Origin of the sequence: Cryobacterium lactosi, from assembly GCF_004403945.1 — a bacterium.
GTDB classification, from domain to species: Bacteria; Actinomycetota; Actinomycetes; order Actinomycetales; family Microbacteriaceae; genus Cryobacterium; species Cryobacterium lactosi.
This window is the reverse complement of record NZ_SOHM01000039.1, coordinates 32,436-51,074: the sequence shown is the minus strand read 5'-3', so window position 1 is coordinate 51,074 and position 18,639 is coordinate 32,436. Positions and strand designations below refer to the sequence as shown.

Sequence of the window (18,639 nt, the reverse complement as noted above, 5' to 3'; positions counted from 1 at the left end):
CGCACCGGCGGCTCCCGCACCGGCTGCTCCAGCGGCCCCCGCCGCCCCTGCCGCGCCCGCCACCGGCGGCTCAGGGAGCGCGCCCGCGTCCGGAGGCACCGCGCCGGCGCCCATTGTCACCGCCCCGTCGGCGCCCAACGCGTCGGCCGTCGAGACCGCGCTCGCCTTCGCCAGGGCACAGCTCGGCAAGGGCTACAGGTTGGGCGGCTCAGGCCCCGACGTCTGGGACTGCTCGGGCCTCACCAAGGCCGCGTACGCCGCAGCGGGCATCTACATCGGCACCCACTCGGCCACCAACCAGTACAACACCATGGCCGGCCAGGGCAAGCTCGTCTCGTTCTCGCAGGTGCAGGTCGGCGACCTCGTGTTCTGGGGATCGCCGGGCAACTACTACCACGTGGCCATCTACGTCGGCGGCGGACAGATCCTCGAGGCGCCGGACGTGGGCAAGCCGGTCCGGGTGCACAGCATCTGGTCGCCAGGACAGGTCGCACCGTACGTCGGCCGGCCGTCCTGACCGTCAGCTCCACAGAACAACAGAAGCCGCTCCCCGGCAGGGAAGCGGCTTCTGGCGTCTGAGCTCAGTCCGAGAGGTCAGTGACCTTCGTCGACGAGCTTCTTGAGGCCGTCGCGCACGATCTGGTCGGCCTCTGCGGCGTCGCCCCAGCCCTCGGTCTTGACCCACTTGTTGGGTTCGAGGTCCTTGTAGTGCTCGAAGAAGTGCTCGATCTCCTTGCGGGTGTACTCCGGGATATCGGTGACGTCCTGGATGTAGTCCCAGCGCGGGTCGCCGGCCGGAACCGCGATGACCTTGGCGTCTGAGCCGCCGTCGTCGGTCATGTTGAACACGCCGACGGGGCGCACGGACACGCCGACGCCGGGGAACAACGGGAAGTCGAGCAGCACCAGGACGTCGACGGGGTCGCCGTCCAGGCCCAGGGTGTTCTCGAAGAACCCGTAGTCGGTGGGGTACACGAAGCTCGTGTACAGCACCCGGTCGAGGTAGACCCGACCGGTTTCGTGGTCCACCTCGTACTTGTTGCGGCTACCGCGTGGGATTTCAATGACTGCGTCGTATTCGGCCATGGCCTGGTATCTCCCTTATTCGAAGTCTGCGGATAACGTTACTGGATGGAGTCCACCTGCCGCCCGCGACTGTCGCCGGCCATCGCCGACCTGCGCCGTGCCGTGCGGGCCGCGCTGCCGGAGGCCGGCCTGGTGCTGGTGGGGCTGAGCGGGGGAGCGGATTCCCTGGCTCTGGCCGCCGCGACCGCGTTCGAAGCCCCCAGGGCGGGGCTCCGCGCCGGCGCCGTGATCGTCGACCACGGCCTGCAGGCCGGCTCGGCCGAGACGGCCGCGGCGGCTGCCCGCCAGGCCACGGCGCTCGGACTGGATCCGGTGTTGATCGTGCCGGTGTCGGTCACGGATGCTGATGGCGACGGACCGGAGGCGGCAGCGCGCACCGCACGCTATGGCGCCTTCGAGACGGTGCTGGAGAGCACCGGAGCGGTCGCGGTGCTGCTCGGTCACACCCTTGACGACCAGGCCGAGACCGTTCTGCTCGGCCTGGCCCGCGGCTCGGGGGCGACGAGCCTGCAGGGCATGGCCGCGGTCAGTGGCCCGTATCGGCGGCCGCTGCTGGGCATCCGCCGCGCCCAGACCAGGCAGGCCTGCCGGGACGCCGAGCTGCTGCCCTGGTCGGACCCGCAGAACGTCGACCCCAGGTACGCCCGGGTGCGGGTGCGCGAACGAGTGCTGCCGGTGCTCGAAGACGAACTCGGGCCCGGTATCGCCGAGGCGCTGGCCCGCACGGCTGAAACCCTTCGTGAGGACGCCGACGCCCTCGACGCCATGGCGGTCGCGATCCTGGCTGAGATCAGCGAACCGGCCGAAGCCGGCGTCGCCATTTCGGTTGCCGGGTTGGCCGCTAACCCGGCGGCATTGCGGCAACGGATGATCCGCCTGGCGGCGGCCAGCGGGTTCGGTGTGTCCCTCGAACGCAGCCACACGCTGGCCGTCGCACGGCTGGTCACCGATTGGCACGGGCAGAATGCGCTCGACCTGCCAGGCGTTAGAGTGGAACGGCAGGGGGGGATGCTTCTGTTTTCAGCTCCTCGACACACCCCAAACAAAGGACTCTTCCGCTCCCATGGAACCTCGTGACATTGACGGCGACCTCACCGAAATCCTGATCGAAGAGACCGAGATTCGAGCTCGCCTGGCTGAGATGTCGCGGCAGATCGAAGCGGACTACGCGGGCAAGGACCTCCTCCTGGTCGGCGTGCTCAAGGGCGCCGTTATGGTGATGGCCGACCTGGCCCGCGAACTCGTGCACCCGGTCACCATGGACTGGATGGCCGTCAGCTCCTACGGGTCCGGCACCCAGTCCAGCGGCGTCGTGCGCATCCTCAAGGACCTCGACACCGACCTGCACGGCCGCCACGTGCTCATCGTCGAGGACATCATCGACTCCGGCCTCACGCTGTCCTGGCTGATGGCCAACCTCAAGTCCCGCGGGCCGGCGTCGCTGGAAATCTGCGCCCTGCTGCGGAAGCCCGATGCGGCCCGCGTCGAAATCGACGTCAAGTACCTGGGCTTCGACATCCCCAACCAGTTCGTCGTCGGCTACGGCCTGGATTACGCCGAGAAATACCGCAACCTGCGCTCGGTCGGCGTCCTGGCGCCGCACGTTTACTCCACAGGCGAGTAGGTTCACACCCGTACGACTGATCAAGTTCACCTTTGGGCGAACACTCGGTGTTCGCCCAGTACGAGAGCGGTAGCCTGTGACCACCATGAACGTCAAGAAACTTCTGCGCGGGCCGCTCCTCTACATCATTCTCGCGGTTATCGCCGTCTGGGTAGGGTCGAGCCTCCTCACCATGTCTGGCTTCCGCGAGATTTCCACCCAGCAGGGGCTGGACTTCCTCAAGGACGGCAAGGTGGCTGAGGCGAAAATCGTCGACGGTGAACAGCGCGTCGACCTCACCCTCAGCAAGGCCGACTCGACCTACGGCGAACAGGTGCAGTTCTATTACGTCGCTCCGCGCGGTGAAGAGGTCATCACCGCCGTCACGAACGCCGACCCGAAGGACGGCTTCACCGACGAGGTGCCCCAGGCCAGCTGGTTCCTGTCGCTGCTCGGCATCCTCCTGCCGGTCCTGCTGATCGGTGCGTTCTTCTGGCTGATGCTCTCCGGCATGCAGGGTGGCGGCAACAAGGTCATGCAGTTCGGCAAGTCGAAGGCCAAACTGGTCTCCAAGGAGACCCCGCAGGTCTTCTTCAGCGACGTCGCCGGAGCCGACGAAGCCATTGAGGAACTGCAGGAGATCAAGGACTTCCTCAAGGAACCGGCCAAGTTCCAGGCCGTCGGCGCCCGGATCCCCAAGGGTGTGCTGCTCTACGGCCCTCCCGGAACCGGTAAGACCCTGCTGGCCCGCGCCGTCGCCGGTGAGGCCGGGGTGCCGTTCTACTCGATCTCAGGTTCAGACTTCGTCGAGATGTTCGTCGGTGTCGGCGCCAGCCGGGTGCGCGACCTGTTCCAGCAGGCCAAGGAGAACTCCCCGGCCATCATCTTCGTCGACGAGATCGACGCCGTCGGCCGGCACCGCGGTGCCGGCATGGGCGGCGGCCACGACGAGCGCGAGCAGACCCTCAACCAGCTGCTGGTGGAGATGGACGGCTTCGACGTCAAGACCAACGTCATCCTGATCGCGGCCACCAACCGACCGGACATCCTGGACCCGGCGCTGCTGCGTCCCGGCCGTTTCGACCGGCAGATCGGTGTTGACGCGCCGGACATGCTCGGCCGCAAGCGCATCCTCGAGGTGCACTCAAAGGGCAAGCCGATGGCCGCCGGCGTCGACCTCGAGGTGCTCGCCCGCAAGACGCCGGGGTTCACCGGCGCCGACCTGGCCAACGTGCTCAACGAGGCCGCCCTGCTCACCGCGCGTTCCAACGCCCAGCTGATCGACAACCGGGCCCTCGACGAAGCCGTCGACCGTGTGATGGCCGGACCGCAGCGCCGCACCCGTGTGATGCGCGACCAGGAGAAGCTGATCACCGCGTACCACGAGGGCGGACACGCGCTCGTGGCGACGGCCATGCGCAACACCGACCCGGTCACCAAGATCACCATCCTGCCCCGCGGTCGTGCCCTCGGCTACACGATGGTGATGCCGCTCGAGGACCGCTACTCGGTGACGCGCAACGAACTGCTCGACCAGCTCGCCTACGCCATGGGCGGCAGGGTCGCCGAGGAGATCATCTTCCACGACCCCACCACCGGCGCATCGAACGACATCGAGAAGGCCACCGCGACGGCCCGCAAGATGGTCACGGAGTTCGGCATGAGCTCCGATGTCGGACCGCTCAAGCTCGGATCGGCCTCCGGCGAGATGATGTTCGGCCGCGACATGGGCCACCAGAGGGACTACTCGGAGCGGCTCGCCGAGCGGGTGGACACCGAGGTGCGCCAGCTGCTCGAGAACGCCCACGACGAGGCCTACACGGTGATCAACGCCAACCGCGCGATCCTCGACGACCTGGCCGCAAAACTGCTCGAGCACGAGACGCTCGACCAGACCGCCCTGGTGGATATCTTCGCCGGCGTGCAGAAGCTGCCGCCGCGCCCACAGTGGCTGTCCAGCGACAAGCGGCCGGTCTCCGACCTGCCTCCCATCGCGATGCCCGCACCGAAGGCGCCCATCGACGGGGCCGCCGTCGACAGCGGCATCTCGAGTGGCGACACCGAGAAGCCCAAGCGCGCGCCCGCCCGCAAACCACGCCCAGCAACCGCGTAGACCGGCGCTCGTGGGAGTGGACCAGCCACGCATCGAAGCGGCCGTCGCCGAGATCCTCGCCGCCATCGGAGAGGATCTCGGGCGGCCCGGTCTGGCGACGACCCCGCAACGGGTGGCGGCGGCCTACGCCGAGTTCTTCGCCGGTCTCGGCCAGGACCCGCTCGACCACCTGCGTGACACCGTGCCGGTCGGCGACCGCACCGGTGAACTCGTGCTCCTGCGCGACATCGAGTTCCGCTCGGTCTGCGAGCACCACCTGCTCCCGTTCCTGGGAACCGCCCACCTGGCGTACCTGCCGGGTGATCGCATCGTGGGCCTGGGCAAACTGGCCAACGTCGTGGAAACCCTCGCGGCCAGGCCCCAATTGCAGGAACGACTGACCGAAGAGATCGCCGACGCGCTCGAAACCGGACTGGCACCGCGCGGGATCCTGGTGGTCCTGGACGCCAGCCACGGCTGCGTCACCACGCGGGGTCCTCGCCAGACTCACAGTTCCACTGTGACCATGGCCAGCCGCGGGGACCTGGCGTTGCCCATTGCCCGCTCGGAGATCATCGCCCTCATCGGCGGCCCGCAGGCCGCACGGTGACTCTCGTGATGGGCGTGCTCAACGTCACGCCCGACTCGTTCAGCGACGGCGGTCGCTGGGCGAGCACCGAAGCGGCCGTGCAGCACGCCGTCGACCTCATCGCCGACGGCGCCGACCTCATCGACGTCGGCGGCGAATCCACCCGGCCCGGTGCAGACCGGGTGTCCCCGGGACTCGAGCAGGACCGGGTGCTGCCCGTGATCGCCGAATTGAGCCGCCTGGGCATCAGGACGAGCGTCGACACCCTCAACGCCAGGACCGCCGAACTCGCCGCCGACGCCGGAGTGGACATCATCAACGACGTCTCCGGCGGCCTCGCCGACCCCGACATGGCGGCCGTGGTTGCCCGTACCGGGCTGACCTACATCGCGATGCACTGGCGCGGCCACGCCCGCACCATGGACACGCTCGCTGATTACGACGACGTGGTCGACACCGTGGTCGCCGAGCTCACCGGGCGGGTCACCGCACTCGAGGCCGCCGGGGTTCAGCGGGGCCAGATCGTGCTGGACCCTGGACTGGGCTTCAGCAAGGACGCTGACCAGAACTGGCGGGTATTCGCCCGCCTGGACGCGTTCGCCCCGCTCGGCCTGCCCGTGATGGTCGGTGCTTCCCGCAAACGCTTCCTGGCCGGCGTGCTGCCGGCGGACGCCGCCATTATCGACCGGGACCTGCCGACCGCTGTGCTCAGCGTGCTGGCCGCGCAGGCGGGCGCCTGGGCCGTGCGGGTGCATGACGTTGCCGGCAGCCGGGCGGCCCTCAACGTGCTCGTCCGAGTCGATTCGGCCAGAATAGGGTCATGAGCACCGACTCGATCACCCTTACCGGGCTGCGGATCACCGCGCACCACGGAGTCTTCGACTTCGAACGCGAGAACGGCCAGGAGTTCGTCATCGACGTGACGGTCTGGCTGGATTTCCGGGCCGCGGCGTCCGGTGACGACCTGGCCAGCACCATCCACTACGGCGAACTCGCGCTGGAGGTGGCCGAGGCTGTGCGCCGCGACCCGGTGGACCTGATCGAGACCCTCGCCGAGCGCATCGCCGATGTGGTGCTCGGTCACGACGCCGCCGAACGCGTGCGGGTGACTGTGCACAAACCGCAGGCTCCCATCGAGATCCCGTTCGCGGACGTGTCGGTACAAATCGAACGCGCGCAAATTGAACGCGCGCGCACCGCGGGAAGGCCGGCATGAGAGCCGCCGCTTCCGCCCCGGCGCGCAAGGCCGTGCTGGCCCTAGGCAGCAACCTCGGCGACCGGGAGGACACCCTGGCCGCCGCCGTGCGTGCCATCGCCGACCTGCCGGGGGCAGAGCTCACCGCCGTCTCACCGGTCTACGCCTCCGACGCCGTCAAGCCCGACGGGGTGGACCTGGACGCTCCCGGCTACCTCAACCTTGTGGTGAGCCTGCTCTGGTCGCGCGAGCCGGATGCCCTTCTCGACGCCGTCAACGGCATCGAGAACGACCATGGCCGGACCCGAGAGGAACGCTGGGGCGATCGCACCCTGGACATCGACCTGATCTGCCTGGGCGATCTTCGGCAGGACGACGAGAGGCTCACCCTCCCGCACCCGCGCGCCGCCGAACGCGACTTCGTGCTGGCACCCTGGCTCGACATCGACCCGGACGCCGAACTGCCGGGCCGCGGGAGGGTGCGTGAGCTTCTCGCCGTCGCTGACCGCACCGCGCGGGCGCATCCGGTGACGACGCGCGCTGACCCCGCACACCAGACCGGTTCGGAGGGCCCCCGCCGATGAAGCGCACCCATCCCACCCCGCTGGTCGCGCTGGGCCTGGCCGGGCTCGTCGTCGGGTTCCTGGTCGAGCTCGCGGCCACCGCGTGGAGCGCGCCGATCATCGTTCCACCGGTCACGCTTCCCCTCGCGCTGGTCCTGATCGCCGTGATCCTGGTGTCGCTGGCCTGGCCCATCCGCCAGGCCACCAGGGGCCGGGCGACCAAACGTGTCGACCCGTTCCGGGCGATGCGCGTGGCCCTGCTCGCCAAGGCGTCCAGTCTCTCCAGTGCGTTGCTGCTCGGCGTTGGCTTGGGCATCGTGGTCTTCATCCTCACCCGGTCGGTGGTCCCGGCGGTAACATCGTTGTGGCTCGCGATCGGGATGGCGCTCGGCGCCGTGATCCTCCTCGCGGGCGGTCTCGTGGCGGAGCACTTCTGCACACTGCCGCCGGACGACCACGATCACGACAATGGGGGACCCAACGATGGCGGAGCAGCCCGTGCCTGACCTACCCGGCAGCGAGAATCCCAGCCGCGACTACCCGACCGGCTATGTGCCGGCCAGCGACGTGCCGGCCAGCGTCGTCCCCGCCAGTGGAGAACCTGTCGACGACGCACCGGTCAGCGACAGCACCGCGGCCGTGGCGCCCGTCGGCGCCCGCCTCGACCTGCCGGAGGCCGGCGAATGGAAGCGCGTCTCGCCGAAGTACGTCATGGTCGAAATCGTGGGAACCGTGTTCTTCCTGCTCATCGTCTGCGCCGTGGCCGGCACACTCTGGCTGTTGCTTGACCAGGTCTGGGCCGCCTGGGTGGGTGCGCTGATCGCGCTGATCACCCTGATCTCCCTCGCCCTCGAACCCCGCAGGGTGCGTTCGATCGGCTACCAGTTGCGCGCAGACGACCTGCTCTTCCGGCGCGGCATCATGTACCAGCGCTTCGTCTCCGTGCCATACGGCCGCATGCAGTTGGTGGACATCACCCGCGGCCCCGTCGCGCGCCTGCTCGGCCTCGCCGACCTCAAATTCGTCACGGCCGCGGCCACCTCCGGCGTCGCGATCCCCGGTCTCGCCGAGGCCGACGCGGATGCCCTCCGCGACCGCCTCGTGGAACTGGCCGAGAGCCGGCGGGCCGGGTTGTGACCTCACTCGCCGACGGGGACTGGCACCGCCTGCACCCCGCGAGCCCGCTGCTGCGCGGCGGCATCTTCGTTTTCGCGCTGCTCGGGTTCGTTATCGCGAACCTGCGTGAGCGCCTCGTCGACCTGGTCTTCGGCATCCCGCGGGAGTCAGGCGACCCCCTCGACGAGATCTACGAACGCGGCGCCGTCGGCTGGGCCCTTCTCGCCGCGGCCGTGATCCTGATCGTCATCCTCGTCGCGTTCACCCTGTCCTGGCGGATGCACACCTTCAGGGTCAGCGACGAATCCGTCGAGGTGCGCAGCGGCATCCTGTTCCGCAGCCACCGGCAGGCCCGCCTCGACCGCATCCAGGGCGTCAACATCGTGCGCCCGCTCGTCCCGCGTCTGTTCGGGACGGCCAAGCTCGAAGTGAGCGTCGCCGGTCAGGACGCCAATGTGCAGCTGGCCTACCTCGGGTCTGCGCTTGCCGACGGGCTGCGCCGCGACATCCTGCAGCTGGCCTCCGGTGCCCGGCAGCCCCGTCCCGCCGCGGGCGAGCCGGCCCCGGAACACCCGGCCGTCGACCCGGCCCTGATGCCCGCCGGCCCGCCGACCGCCGCGCAGGCCGCCCGCCGTCACGCGCTGAACGACTACGCCAGCGCCCGGGTGGGCGAGTTCCTCGCCCCCGAACTCGACCCGGATGCCGCCCCGCCGGAGTCGGTCGTGCGCATACCCCTACTCCGACTGATCGGCTCGATCGTCTTCAGCGGCTTCACTGTCTTCGTCGCCATCGCGATCGTCGCCCTCATCGTGAGCGTCATCGTCGGCGGCAGCGAATGGCTGCTGATCGCGATCTTCCCCGGCCTGATCGCCAGTGTCGGCTACTACGTGTCCAGGTTCACCAAGTCGCTGCGCTACAGCATCGCCGGCACCAGTGACGGCGTGCGGGTGGGCTTCGGCCTGCTCACGACCAGCAACGAGACGCTCCCGCCCGGCCGCATCCACGCCATCGGCGTGACCCAGCCGCTGGCCTGGAGGCCGTTCGGCTGGTGGCAGATCAGCATCAACAAGGCCGGCCACTCCACCAACGACGGCGCCGCCGGCCAGGCGGCGACCACCGTGCTGCCGGTCGGATCGCTGGCAGATGTGGCGAAGGTCCTCGAACTGATCCTGCCGGGGTTCGCGATCGACGAGTCGCGCGCCCTGATCCAGCGCGGCCTCACCTCCCGCGGCGGCGACGACGGCTTCGTCAACGCGCCGCGCCGGGCCGCCTGGCTCCGCCCGTTCTCGTGGCGCCGCACCGGTTACGCGGTGTCGGCCGGCGCCGTGCTGCTTCGCCGCGGCGTGCTGTCCAGGGAACTCGTGCTCGTGCCCCTGGCCCGGCTGCAGAGCGTCGGAATCAGCCAGGGTCCCGTTCGCCGCCGGCTGCGTCTGGCCGGCGCCCGGCTGCACACCGTGGCCGGGCCGGTCAGCGCCACCCTGGGAGTGATCGACGTCGGCGAGGCCGAGCGCCTGCTGGAGACCGTCACCGCCGGAGCCGTCGCCTCCGCGGATTCCGACACCAGCCACCACTGGAGCCGCCAGGACATCGACCTCACCCCCACCCGGACCGCCGCGGCCCTCACCGGCCCCACCGCCACCGAGGTGACCCCGTGAGCCAGCGTCCGGGGCGGCTGGGCATCGGCATCATCGGCGCCGGTCACGTCGGCCCCATCCTTGCCGCCGCCCTCGCCGGAGCCGGGCACGCCCTGACCGGAATCTCCGCGATCTCGCAGGCCAGCCGGGACCGCGCTGAGGCGATCCTGCCGGGGGTGCCGGTGCTCACCGTGCCCGAAGTGGTCGAGCGCAGCGAGCTGGTGATCATCGCGGTTCCGGACGATCAACTGGAAAGCCTGGTGAACGGCCTCGCCGCCACGGGGACCTGGCAGCCGGGCCAGCTCGTTCTGCACACCTCGGCCCGGTACGGCACAAACGTGCTGCTGCCCGCCCAACGAAACGGCGCGATCCCGTTGGCCATCCACCCGGCGATGTCGTTCACGGGCACCAGCTTGGATATCAGCCGCCTCGCCGACAGCTACTTCGCCGTGACCGCCCCGGCGCCGGTGCTGCCGATCGCGCAGGCTCTCGTCGTGGAGATGGGCGGCGAACCGGTGATCGTGGCCGAAGGGGACCGGGAGGTCTATGCCGAGGCGATCGAGACCGCCACGGCGTTCTCCAGCTCGATCGTCGAACAGTCCACCCGCCTGCTCAACGAGATCGGCATCGACTATCCGGGGGCCGTCATCGCGCCGTTGGTGCGCTCGGCCATCGAGAACGCCCTCACCCGCACCGGTGCCCGGCATCCGCTCGACGACCCTGCTCTACTCGACGAGGCCACCCACCTGCTTGACCCGCCATACCCGCCACACCCGTTCGACCCGGAGGACCAGTGACTGTGCTCACCAAGCCAGAAGTCATCGACACGATCGACGAACTGCGCAGCCGCCTCTGCCTTGCCAAGCAGAACGTCGCGGCCAAGGGCGGCGACGCCCACGTCGTGCTCGTCCCCACCATGGGCGCCCTGCACGATGGTCACCGCGCTCTGGTTCGGCGTGCCGTCGCTGCGGGCGACATCGTGGTCGTGTCGATCTTCGTCAACCCGCTGCAGTTCGGCGTCGACGAAGACCTCGACACCTACCCGCGCACCCTCGAGACCGACGTGGCGGCCCTGGCCGAGGAGGGCGCTGACTTCGTCTTCGCCCCGCACACCCGCGAGATGTACCCCGACGGCGCCGCCTCGACCCGGCTGACCGCCGGCGCGGTCGGTGGCCTCTACGAAGGCGCGGCCCGGCCCGGCCACTTCGACGGCATGCTCACCGTCGTGGCGAAGCTGTTCAACATCGTCGAGCCGGACATCGCGGTCTTCGGCCAGAAGGACGCCCAGCAGGTGTTCTTGGTGGAGCGGATGGTCGCCGACCTCAACCTGCGGGTGCGGATCGAGGTCGTGCCCACCGTGCGGGAAGACAACGGCCTGGCCCTGTCCAGCCGTAACCGCAACCTCGACGAGCCCGCTCGTACCGCGGCCAGATCGCTCTCGGTCGGCCTGACCGCTGCTGCCGCAGCCGCCCATGCCGGGGTGCCGGCCGCGATCGTGGCCGCCCACGCGGTGATCGGTGCCGCGCCTCTGGTTAAACTGGACTATCTCGTTGTCGTGCATCCGCACACCTACCTGCCGGTCGACGACGACTACCGAGGCCAGGCCAGGATGCTGGTCGCCGCGGTGGTCGGCAGCACCCGGCTGATCGACAACATTTCCCTGGACATCCCCTAACCGCATTTCAACGGGGTACCGGCTTGGCCCGTGTACGCCCACCGATGGAGAATCCGCATGAGCACCACCCCCGACGCCGTGCCCGACGACAACGATGACGCACAGGCCCAGGCCGAACTGACCGAGCAGAAGGCCGTGCGGCTGGCCAAACGGGACCGCTTGAACGCGGCCGCGACCAGCGCCGGCGGCGGCGCCTACCCGGTGTCGGTGCCCGTCACCCACACCATCCCGGCCGTGCGCGCCGAGTACAACGAGCTCGAAGCGGATGCCGCGACCGGCGTCACGGTGGGCCTGGCCGGGCGCATTGTGCACCTGCGCAACACCGGCAAGCTGTGCTTCGCCAGCCTGCAGTCCGGCGACGGCAGCCGCATCCAGGCGATGGTCTCCCTCGCCGCCGTCGGCGAGGAGTCGCTCGCGGCGTGGAAGGACCTCGTCGACCTCGGCGACCACGTCTTCGTCGCCGGTGAGGTCATTTCTTCCCGTCGCGGCGAACTGTCGGTCATGGTGACCGAATGGCAGATCGCCGCCAAGGCCCTGCTGCCGCTGCCCAACCTGCACTCCGCGCTCAGCGAGGAGACCAGGGTGCGCAGCCGCTACCTGGACCTCATCGCCCGCGAGCAGGCCCGCCGCACCGTCGTGCAGCGCTCCCAGGCCGTCGCGAGCCTCCGTGCCACCTTCACCGGCCGCGGGTTCCTCGAGATCGAGACGCCGATGCTGCAGACCATGCACGGCGGCGCCTCCGCCCGACCGTTCTCCACGCACAGCAACGCGTTCGACACCGAACTGTTCCTGCGCATCGCACCGGAGCTGTTCCTCAAGCGCGCCGTCGTCGGCGGTATCGACCGGGTCTACGAGATCAACCGCAACTTCCGCAACGAGGGTGCAGACTCCACCCACTCGCCCGAGTTCGCCATGCTCGAGGCCTACGAGGCCTACGGCGACTACACCTCCATCGCCGAGCTCACCCAGACCCTGATCCAGGATGCCGCCGCGGCCATCACCGGCGGCTCGCACGTGGTGACCTGGGCCGACGGCACCGAGTTCGACCTGGGCGGCCAGTGGGACCGCATCAGCATGTACGACAGCCTCTCGGCCGCCGTCGGGCGCACGATCAGCCCCGCCACCCCGCTCGCCGAGCTGCAGGCCCTTGCCGCAGCCGAAGATGTCGACGTCGACCACCCCATCCACGGCAAGTACGTGGAGGAACTCTGGGAGCACTTCGTCAAGGGTGATCTGGTACGCCCCACGTTCGTTCTCGACTTCCCGGTCGACACCAGCCCGCTCGTGCGCGGTCACCGTTCCATCGACGGTGTTGTGGAGAAGTGGGACCTCTACATCCGCGGCTTCGAACTGGCCACCGGCTACTCGGAGCTCGTCGACCCCGTCGTGCAGCGCGAACGTTTCGTGGAGCAGGCCAGGCTCGCGGCCGGCGGCGACCCCGAGGCGATGCGCCTGGACGAGGAATTCCTGCGCGCTCTCGAGCACGGCATGCCGCCCACCGGCGGCATGGGCATGGGCATCGACCGGCTGCTGATGGCCCTCACCGGCCTCGGCATCCGCGAAACCATCCTCTTCCCGTTGGTAAAGTGACCGCATGATGACTTTTCTGCCCAAGGACGAGCTGAAGCCCGACGACGACGGCGGCAAGAAGGGTCCGTCGAACAACCGGATCATGATCTGGGTCGTGGTGGGGGCCGTGGGCCTGTACCTGCTGGGTTCGGGCATCTGGGGCATTCTCGTCAAGTAACCCCCGGCCGCTCTCGCGAACCGTGAGATAAGCACCCAAAACCCGCGAATCCTGGTGCTTAAGTCACAGCTCGCGGATGGGGCGGGGGCGGGACAGCGTAGGCTGGAGTGACTATGGATGACTTCTGGGCCAACGCACTGTTCTCGCTCGCGCCCACGGTTCTGGTCGGCGTGATCTTCTGGATCATCATGCGTGCCATCATCCGCGCCGACCGGTCCGAACGAAACGCGTACGCGCGCGTCGAAGCGGAGGAACGGGCCAGACTCGGCCTCGACAAACCGGCTAGCTGACCGTGTTCGGCATTGACCTGTCCACCATCTTTCTTGTGGTGGCATTCTTGGTGGACTTCGCCATCCGCGTGGTGGCCATCATCGTGGTTCCGCGCAACCGCCGGCCCACCTCCGGGATGGCCTGGCTGCTGGCGATCTTCCTGATCCCGTACTTCGGCGCGCTCCTGTTCCTGCTGATCGGCTTCCGCACGCTGCCCAAGCGCCGTGTCGAGATGCAGGCGGAGATCAACCAGTTCATCCTGGACAGCACCGCCGGAATGGAGCGGGTCACCCGCGAACATCCGTGGCCAGGCTGGCTCGAATCTGTTGTGCAGCTCAACCGCAACCTGGGCTCGATGCCCCTGGTGGGTGATAACCGCGCCAGGCTGCACGGCGACTACGAGGAAACCCTCGCCGCGATGGCCGCCGACATCGACCGGGCCACCAAGTACGTGCACGTCGAGTTCTACATCATCTCGCTGGACCACACCACCGCGCCGTTCTTCGACGCCCTGGAGAACGCCGTCAAGCGCGGCGTCACCGTGCGGGTGCTGATGGACCACATCCAGTCGATGCGGAAGCCCGGCTTCAAGGAGACCAAACGCCGGCTGACCGCCTCCGGCGTGCAGTGGCAGCTGATGTTGCCGTTGCAGCCGTTCAAGGGCCAGTGGCAGCGGCCGGACCTGCGCAACCATCGCAAGCTCGTCATCGTCGACGGACGGGTGGGCTTCATGGGCTCGCAGAACGTGATCGATCGCACCTACAACATGAAGCGGAACATCCGCCGCGGCCTCAAGTGGAAAGACCTCATGGTGCGCCTGGAGGGGCCCATCGTGTCGGGCCTGAACGCGATCTTCATCACCGACTGGTACAGCGAGACCAACGAGCTGCTCACCCGCGACATCGAACCTGTGCATCCGGAGCAGATCTCCGACGCCCTCGACTGCCAGGTCGTGCCCAGCGGCCCTGGCTTCAAGGGTGAGAACAACCTGCGCCTGTTCCTGGCGCTGCTCTACTACGCGCAGGAACGCATCGTGATCACCAGCCCGTACTTCGTGCCGGACGAGTCGATCATGTACGCGATCACGACGGCCGTGCAACGCGGACTGCACGTGGAACTGTTCGTCTCCGAGATCGGCGACCAGGCTCTGGTGTACCACGCGCAGCGTTCGTACTACGAGGAGCTGCTTCGCGCCGGCGTGAAGATCTACATGTACAAAGCGCCGTACGTTCTGCACGCCAAGCACTTCACCATCGACGACGACGTCGCCGTGATCGGCTCCAGCAACATGGATATGCGCTCGTTCAGTCTTAACTTCGAGGTATCGCTGATGGTGCGCGGATCCTCGTTCGTGCAGGCGCTGCGCGCCGTGGAGGACGGCTACCGGGCCGACAGCCGCGAACTCACCCTCGAGGAGTGGATGCGGCAGCCGTTGCGCTCCACGATCCTCGACAACCTGGCCAGGCTGACCTCGGCCGTGCAGTAGGCGCGACGCGGAAGCGGGGTCGCCGCGCGGCGACCGTCAGCTGCGCGGTTTGAGCCGCACGGTCGGCAGCGTCGGTGCCGGCAGCGCCTTGCCGTGGTACGCCACCTGGCCGAACCGACCTGCCGGATCCGCCTCGTCGATCACCTCGAGCTGCCACTGGGCCCGCCAGGCGGTGATCTCCTCGTGGCTGCGGCCGATGAAGTTCCACCACATCACGATCTGCTCGCCGAGCGGCTCGCCGCCCAGCAGCACCACCCGCGCCGGTCCGTCGCCGGTGTTCGCCAGGTGGATGCCTGTGCGACCGGCCCGCACAAAGCCCAGCTCATTCTGCTGCACCGTTGCGCCTGCGAACCGGACGGTGCCGGTGTCGACGAGGACGCCGTGCTCGAAGGACCCCTCGACCTCCAGGTCGATCGACGACCCGGCAGGCAGGTCGATCTGCGCGCCGACCAGCGGGGTGTCCCCGGTGGCGGCCGCGGTGTGTCCGGCCAGGCTGCCCAGGAACACGTGCAGGGTGACCCCGGCACGCAGGATCGGCGCGATGACGTGGTTCTCGAAATGCGGTTCCTGGTGCCGGGTGAGCTCGGGCAGCGCGATCCACAGCTGCACCCCGTGTAGCGCGGTGGTGTTGGGGGTGGACACCTCGGAGTGGCTGATACCGGCGCCCGCGGTCATCAGGTTCAGTTCGCCTGGACGCACGAGGGCGAGGCTACCGACGCTGTCTCGGTGCTCCACCTCGCCGGCGAACAGCCAACTCGCCGTCTGCAACCCGGTATGCGGATGCGGCGGCACCACCATCCCGCCGGTCAACGAGACGTCGTCGGGGCCGTAGTGGTCGACGAAGCACCAGGCGCCGATCAGGCTGCGCTCACGCTGGGGGAGTGTGCGACGCACACCCATGGCTCGCGGACCGCCCAGGGGCACATCCCTGGGCTGCAGGAGGACGACGGGGTCGGCTCCCGGAACGGCGGGGGCATCGCTGACGATCTCGGCCGGTTCGGTTTCGAGGTTGCTCACACTGCGAGCCTAATCCGGACGACCCGTCGTGCGGATCGGTTCGAGGGGTTCGGTGGGGCCGGTCTGGCCGGCCAGATCGTCCGGGTCTCCGGGCGGCAACGGCAGGGTGGGCTGGTCCCGGGTGTCGCCGGCCGGCGGCTCCTGCGGTCCGGGACCGGCGCCGGGAGGGGCACCAGGCGGGGTGCCGGATGCCGGGCGTACGTCGGGGCTGACCGGCGGACGCTGCAACAGCTCGACCAGCAACACGGCCAGCAGCGCCAGCACCGCTGTCCAGATGATCACCGGTGGGGTGAGCGGCCGCCAGAAGATGGCGACGGCGGCGGCGGCCAACCCGATGAGCACGTGCGCCAGACGGCGGTAGTGGTAGAGAAAATCTCCGAAACCGCCCGTCGTGATTCCGGCGTTCGCTGCCGCCGCCCGGATCCGGGCGGCCGTGCCGATGGTGCCCCGGCGCACGATGGTCCCGCCGCGGAACGGCCCGGCCAGGTACGCCACGACGGCCACGGTGAAGCCGACCAGCCCGACCGACAGGGCGGTGGCGTTGATGAACGGCACCACGGCGTCGTAGAGCGCCTGGGCCACATTGTTGGGCAGATAGGTCGGCGAGACGGCACTGACGAACAGGATCCGGCCCACCGCGATCCCGGCGGCAAGCAGCGCCATCGACAATGCCAGGGTGAGGCCGGCCCAGATCATGGTGCGGGAGCGCCGTCTGGCCACCAGCACTCCGAGGACGATCAGGCCCAGGCTCACCAACGGCAACACGAAACCGAGCACGTTCAGCAACTGATAGCCGGTGCGCGCCTGCACCAGGGAATCGGACTGGGCCACCACGATGGTGCGATCGACTGCGGGGATGTTCTGCGCCAGCGTGAAGCCCCGGGCGACGAGTTCCTTCTTCACCTCCTCGATGATCGGGCCGAGCTGGATGCCGAGTTCACCGGTGTCGCTGATCACCAACGCCGAGCTGGTGTCGCCCTCCAGCGCGGCGATGACCTGGGTCTGGCTGGTCCGCAGCGCCTGTTCCCAGAGCTGGGCGAAGGCGTCGGAGGCGACGATGTTCGTGGCGGCCGACCGGATCAAGCTCTGCACACCCTGAATGGCCGGTTGTTCGAGCAGCGTCAGGGCGTTCTTGGCGGCCGGTGGGATGTCGAGGTTCGAGAGCCCGGCGAAGAGGTCTTTGGTGATGCCGTCGATGTCGATGTTGTCATTGACCACGGTGACGATCTCGTCGACCAGGTAGGCCTGTACGGCCGGGTCGTCCGCGAGTGGGGCGAGCGAGGCGACGAACCTGTCGGTGTCGTTGATGTAGCCCTTCGTCCAGTACGCCACCACGCTCACCGGGGCCAGGACCACCCCGATGGCGATGAGCAGCGCCGCGAAGAACGCCCGCCATCTGGCGGCCGCACGGTGCTCAGCGGCCGGACCGAGTTGACCGCGCAGCCGGGCATTCTCGGCGGAGAGCCTGGCGATCTCATCGGCCGGATCTGTGACTCTGGATCCGTTCGGGCCCGCCTTGCGGGTTCCGGCGGGGTTCGGGGTGCCGTCCATGGTGCCGCCGCCTTTCGCCTGCTGTTCTGAGGTCGCGAAATCGTGGAGCCGATTGCTGACAGTATTTGCGCCATCAGGACCCCCCGCAAGGGGGCGCGTCGCTAGCCTTGGCGCACGAGCAGGTCGCCGACCTCGCAGTCCAGGGCGGCGCACACCGCGGCCAGGGTCGAATACCGGATGGCCCTGGCCCGGTCGTTCTTGAGCACCGACAGGTTCACCACACTGATGCCGACCAGCTCGCTGAGCCGGGTAAGGGTCATCCCACGGTCAAGCAGCAGCTCGTCGAGCCGGCAGTGGATGCCGGTGGCCTCCTCATCGGCGGCGACCACTAGACGAGTCCGTCGGTCTCGCGCTGCAGGCGCTGGCCGAGGGAGATCGCGGCGGCGGCGACGAGGAGCACGAGTCCGGTCCCTGCGGGTGCGAGGTCCACGAGGGTGGCCAACGGCCAGAAGCCGTCCGGGGCGGCTCCGTTCAGCTCACCGGCGGCGATCATCCGGCCGAGCCCGCCAAAGCCCTGCCCAAGGACGGTGCCGAGGATGAGCGCGTAGCCCACCAGCGCAACGAGCCAGAACACCGGTCGGTTGAAGGGACGGCGTCGCAGCACGCTCCAACAGAAGTAGGCCACCGTCGCCGAGACCAGCAGGGTCGTGGCGACGGTTGTGGAGCCCTCCAGAGTGAGCAGGAAGCGGGGCAGGGCGCTGAGGCCGGAGACGGTGACCCCAGCCGAATCGAAAGTGCCGCCTGTGATCTGCGCCGTGCCGGCGGACGCGGCCGGCGGCAGGGGCGCATCCGCAATCAGTGTGACGGCGAACCGGTCGTGCAGGAGCTGCCCGATCAGGATGGTGGCACCGATGCCGGTCCCCAGCAGGCCCCAGAGTAGGGCGCCGCCAAGAATCAGCCAGGTGAGAACCCGGCCGAGCCGTCGTTCCAACCGGGCCGTGCGGTCCGCCTTGTCGGCGAGGGTGTTCTGCGCCATCAGCTTCTCCTAACGATTATCGATACGTGAGATTGGTTT

At 68.8% G+C, this 18,639-nt stretch carries 22 protein-coding genes; 17 read left to right on the top strand and 5 right to left on the bottom strand.

The window, feature by feature from the left end:
• The coding region (locus E3T61_RS18655) for a C40 family peptidase (RefSeq protein ID WP_166793307.1) at positions 1-517 on the top strand (517 nt) is incomplete at its 5' end.
• A 77-nt stretch (positions 518-594) separates the two neighbouring features.
• Here E3T61_RS18655 and E3T61_RS18650 read toward each other — a convergent pair.
• Positions 595-1,086: an inorganic diphosphatase gene (locus E3T61_RS18650; protein WP_088457321.1), complete on the bottom strand. Its 492-nt coding sequence runs from the start codon at positions 1,084-1,086 to the stop codon at positions 595-597.
• 45 nt (positions 1,087-1,131) lie between these two features.
• On the opposite strand from E3T61_RS18650, the gene tilS reads away from it, so the two are divergent.
• The 16 genes from tilS to cls all read left to right on the top strand — a co-directional run bounded on the left by tilS (position 1,132) and on the right by cls (position 15,056).
• Positions 1,132-2,163, top strand: coding sequence for a tRNA lysidine(34) synthetase TilS (tilS, locus tag E3T61_RS18645; RefSeq protein WP_134642349.1), 1,032 nt, complete (start codon positions 1,132-1,134; stop codon positions 2,161-2,163).
• Complete coding sequence (gene hpt / locus E3T61_RS18640; protein WP_088457319.1) at positions 2,150-2,710, top strand: hypoxanthine phosphoribosyltransferase; 561 nt, start codon at positions 2,150-2,152, stop codon at positions 2,708-2,710. The genes tilS and hpt overlap by 14 nt, the downstream gene beginning before the upstream one ends.
• Before the next feature lie 85 nt (positions 2,711-2,795).
• Entirely contained in the window at positions 2,796-4,802 is a 2,007-nt protein-coding gene (gene ftsH / locus E3T61_RS18635) for an ATP-dependent zinc metalloprotease FtsH (protein WP_134642348.1), read from the top strand.
• 10 nt (positions 4,803-4,812) lie between these two features.
• Positions 4,813-5,391, top strand: coding sequence for a GTP cyclohydrolase I (gene folE, locus E3T61_RS18630; RefSeq protein WP_134642347.1), 579 nt, complete (start codon positions 4,813-4,815; stop codon positions 5,389-5,391).
• Positions 5,388-6,194, top strand: a complete 807-nt coding sequence (gene folP / locus E3T61_RS18625; protein ID WP_134642346.1) for a dihydropteroate synthase — start codon at positions 5,388-5,390, stop codon at positions 6,192-6,194. The genes folE and folP overlap by 4 nt, the downstream gene beginning before the upstream one ends.
• Positions 6,191-6,586, top strand: a complete 396-nt coding sequence (gene folB / locus E3T61_RS18620) for a dihydroneopterin aldolase (RefSeq protein ID WP_134642345.1) — start codon at positions 6,191-6,193, stop codon at positions 6,584-6,586. Before folP ends, folB begins: the two co-directional genes overlap by 4 nt.
• Positions 6,583-7,149: a 2-amino-4-hydroxy-6-hydroxymethyldihydropteridine diphosphokinase gene (folK, locus tag E3T61_RS18615; RefSeq protein WP_134642344.1), complete on the top strand. Its 567-nt coding sequence runs from the start codon at positions 6,583-6,585 to the stop codon at positions 7,147-7,149. The genes folB and folK overlap by 4 nt, the downstream gene beginning before the upstream one ends.
• Positions 7,146-7,634: a DUF3180 domain-containing protein gene (locus tag E3T61_RS18610; RefSeq protein ID WP_134642343.1), complete on the top strand. Its 489-nt coding sequence runs from the start codon at positions 7,146-7,148 to the stop codon at positions 7,632-7,634. Before folK ends, E3T61_RS18610 begins: the two co-directional genes overlap by 4 nt.
• Positions 7,635-7,839: 205 nt before the next feature.
• Positions 7,840-8,265, top strand: coding sequence for a PH domain-containing protein (locus E3T61_RS18605; protein WP_134642354.1), 426 nt, complete (start codon positions 7,840-7,842; stop codon positions 8,263-8,265).
• Positions 8,262-9,899: a PH domain-containing protein gene (locus E3T61_RS18600; protein WP_134642342.1), complete on the top strand. Its 1,638-nt coding sequence runs from the start codon at positions 8,262-8,264 to the stop codon at positions 9,897-9,899. The genes E3T61_RS18605 and E3T61_RS18600 overlap by 4 nt, the downstream gene beginning before the upstream one ends.
• Entirely contained in the window at positions 9,896-10,675 is a 780-nt protein-coding gene (locus tag E3T61_RS18595) for a Rossmann-like and DUF2520 domain-containing protein (protein WP_134642341.1), read from the top strand. The genes E3T61_RS18600 and E3T61_RS18595 overlap by 4 nt, the downstream gene beginning before the upstream one ends.
• A gap of 2 nt (positions 10,676-10,677) precedes the next feature.
• Entirely contained in the window at positions 10,678-11,553 is an 876-nt protein-coding gene (gene panC / locus E3T61_RS18590) for a pantoate--beta-alanine ligase (RefSeq protein WP_420898505.1), read from the top strand.
• 57 nt (positions 11,554-11,610) lie between these two features.
• Positions 11,611-13,143: a lysine--tRNA ligase gene (lysS, locus tag E3T61_RS18585; protein ID WP_134642339.1), complete on the top strand. Its 1,533-nt coding sequence runs from the start codon at positions 11,611-11,613 to the stop codon at positions 13,141-13,143.
• 4 nt (positions 13,144-13,147) lie between these two features.
• On the top strand, positions 13,148-13,300 hold the full coding sequence (locus tag E3T61_RS21970; RefSeq protein WP_166793306.1) for a hypothetical protein: 153 nt from the start codon (positions 13,148-13,150) through the stop codon (positions 13,298-13,300).
• A 113-nt stretch (positions 13,301-13,413) separates the two neighbouring features.
• The gene (locus E3T61_RS21965) at positions 13,414-13,590 is read left to right on the top strand and encodes a hypothetical protein (protein WP_165384898.1); all 177 of its coding nucleotides are present in this window, start codon (positions 13,414-13,416) and stop codon (positions 13,588-13,590) included.
• 11 nt (positions 13,591-13,601) lie between these two features.
• Entirely contained in the window at positions 13,602-15,056 is a 1,455-nt protein-coding gene (gene cls, locus E3T61_RS18580; RefSeq protein ID WP_420898504.1) for a cardiolipin synthase, read from the top strand.
• Between the two features lie 36 nt (positions 15,057-15,092).
• On the opposite strand, the gene E3T61_RS18575 is transcribed toward cls, so the two are convergent.
• The 4 genes from E3T61_RS18575 to E3T61_RS18560 all read right to left on the bottom strand — a co-directional run bounded on the left by E3T61_RS18575 (position 15,093) and on the right by E3T61_RS18560 (position 18,600).
• Complete coding sequence (locus E3T61_RS18575; protein WP_134642338.1) at positions 15,093-16,073, bottom strand: pirin family protein; 981 nt, start codon at positions 16,071-16,073, stop codon at positions 15,093-15,095.
• Positions 16,074-16,082: 9 nt separating this feature from the next.
• Positions 16,083-17,624, bottom strand: a complete 1,542-nt coding sequence (locus tag E3T61_RS18570; protein ID WP_134642337.1) for a hypothetical protein — start codon at positions 17,622-17,624, stop codon at positions 16,083-16,085.
• A 101-nt stretch (positions 17,625-17,725) separates the two neighbouring features.
• The gene (locus E3T61_RS18565) at positions 17,726-17,953 is read right to left on the bottom strand and encodes a helix-turn-helix domain-containing protein (RefSeq protein WP_134642336.1); all 228 of its coding nucleotides are present in this window, start codon (positions 17,951-17,953) and stop codon (positions 17,726-17,728) included.
• Positions 17,953-18,600, bottom strand: a complete 648-nt coding sequence (locus tag E3T61_RS18560; protein WP_134642335.1) for a hypothetical protein — start codon at positions 18,598-18,600, stop codon at positions 17,953-17,955. Before E3T61_RS18560 ends, E3T61_RS18565 begins: the two co-directional genes overlap by 1 nt.
• Positions 18,601-18,639 lie beyond the last annotated feature (39 nt).

Excerpts from the sequence above, each read along its gene's own strand:
- E3T61_RS18650 (WP_088457321.1), bottom strand. The coding sequence starts at position 1,086 with ATGGCCGAATACGACGCAGTCATTGAAATCCCACGCGGTAGCCGCAAC.
- tilS (WP_134642349.1), top strand. The coding sequence starts at position 1,132 with ATGGAGTCCACCTGCCGCCCGCGACTGTCGCCGGCCATCGCCGACCTG.
- hpt (WP_088457319.1), top strand. The coding sequence starts at position 2,150 with ATGGAACCTCGTGACATTGACGGCGACCTCACCGAAATCCTGATCGAA.
- ftsH (WP_134642348.1), top strand. The coding sequence starts at position 2,796 with ATGAACGTCAAGAAACTTCTGCGCGGGCCGCTCCTCTACATCATTCTC.
- folB (WP_134642345.1), top strand. The coding sequence starts at position 6,191 with ATGAGCACCGACTCGATCACCCTTACCGGGCTGCGGATCACCGCGCAC.
- folK (WP_134642344.1), top strand. The coding sequence starts at position 6,583 with ATGAGAGCCGCCGCTTCCGCCCCGGCGCGCAAGGCCGTGCTGGCCCTA.
- E3T61_RS18610 (WP_134642343.1), top strand. The coding sequence starts at position 7,146 with ATGAAGCGCACCCATCCCACCCCGCTGGTCGCGCTGGGCCTGGCCGGG.
- E3T61_RS18605 (WP_134642354.1), top strand. The coding sequence starts at position 7,840 with ATGGTCGAAATCGTGGGAACCGTGTTCTTCCTGCTCATCGTCTGCGCC.
- lysS (WP_134642339.1), top strand. The coding sequence starts at position 11,611 with ATGAGCACCACCCCCGACGCCGTGCCCGACGACAACGATGACGCACAG.
- E3T61_RS21970 (WP_166793306.1), top strand. The coding sequence starts at position 13,148 with ATGATGACTTTTCTGCCCAAGGACGAGCTGAAGCCCGACGACGACGGC.
- E3T61_RS21965 (WP_165384898.1), top strand. The coding sequence starts at position 13,414 with ATGGATGACTTCTGGGCCAACGCACTGTTCTCGCTCGCGCCCACGGTT.
- E3T61_RS18570 (WP_134642337.1), bottom strand. The coding sequence starts at position 17,624 with ATGGACGGCACCCCGAACCCCGCCGGAACCCGCAAGGCGGGCCCGAAC.
- E3T61_RS18560 (WP_134642335.1), bottom strand. The coding sequence starts at position 18,600 with ATGGCGCAGAACACCCTCGCCGACAAGGCGGACCGCACGGCCCGGTTG.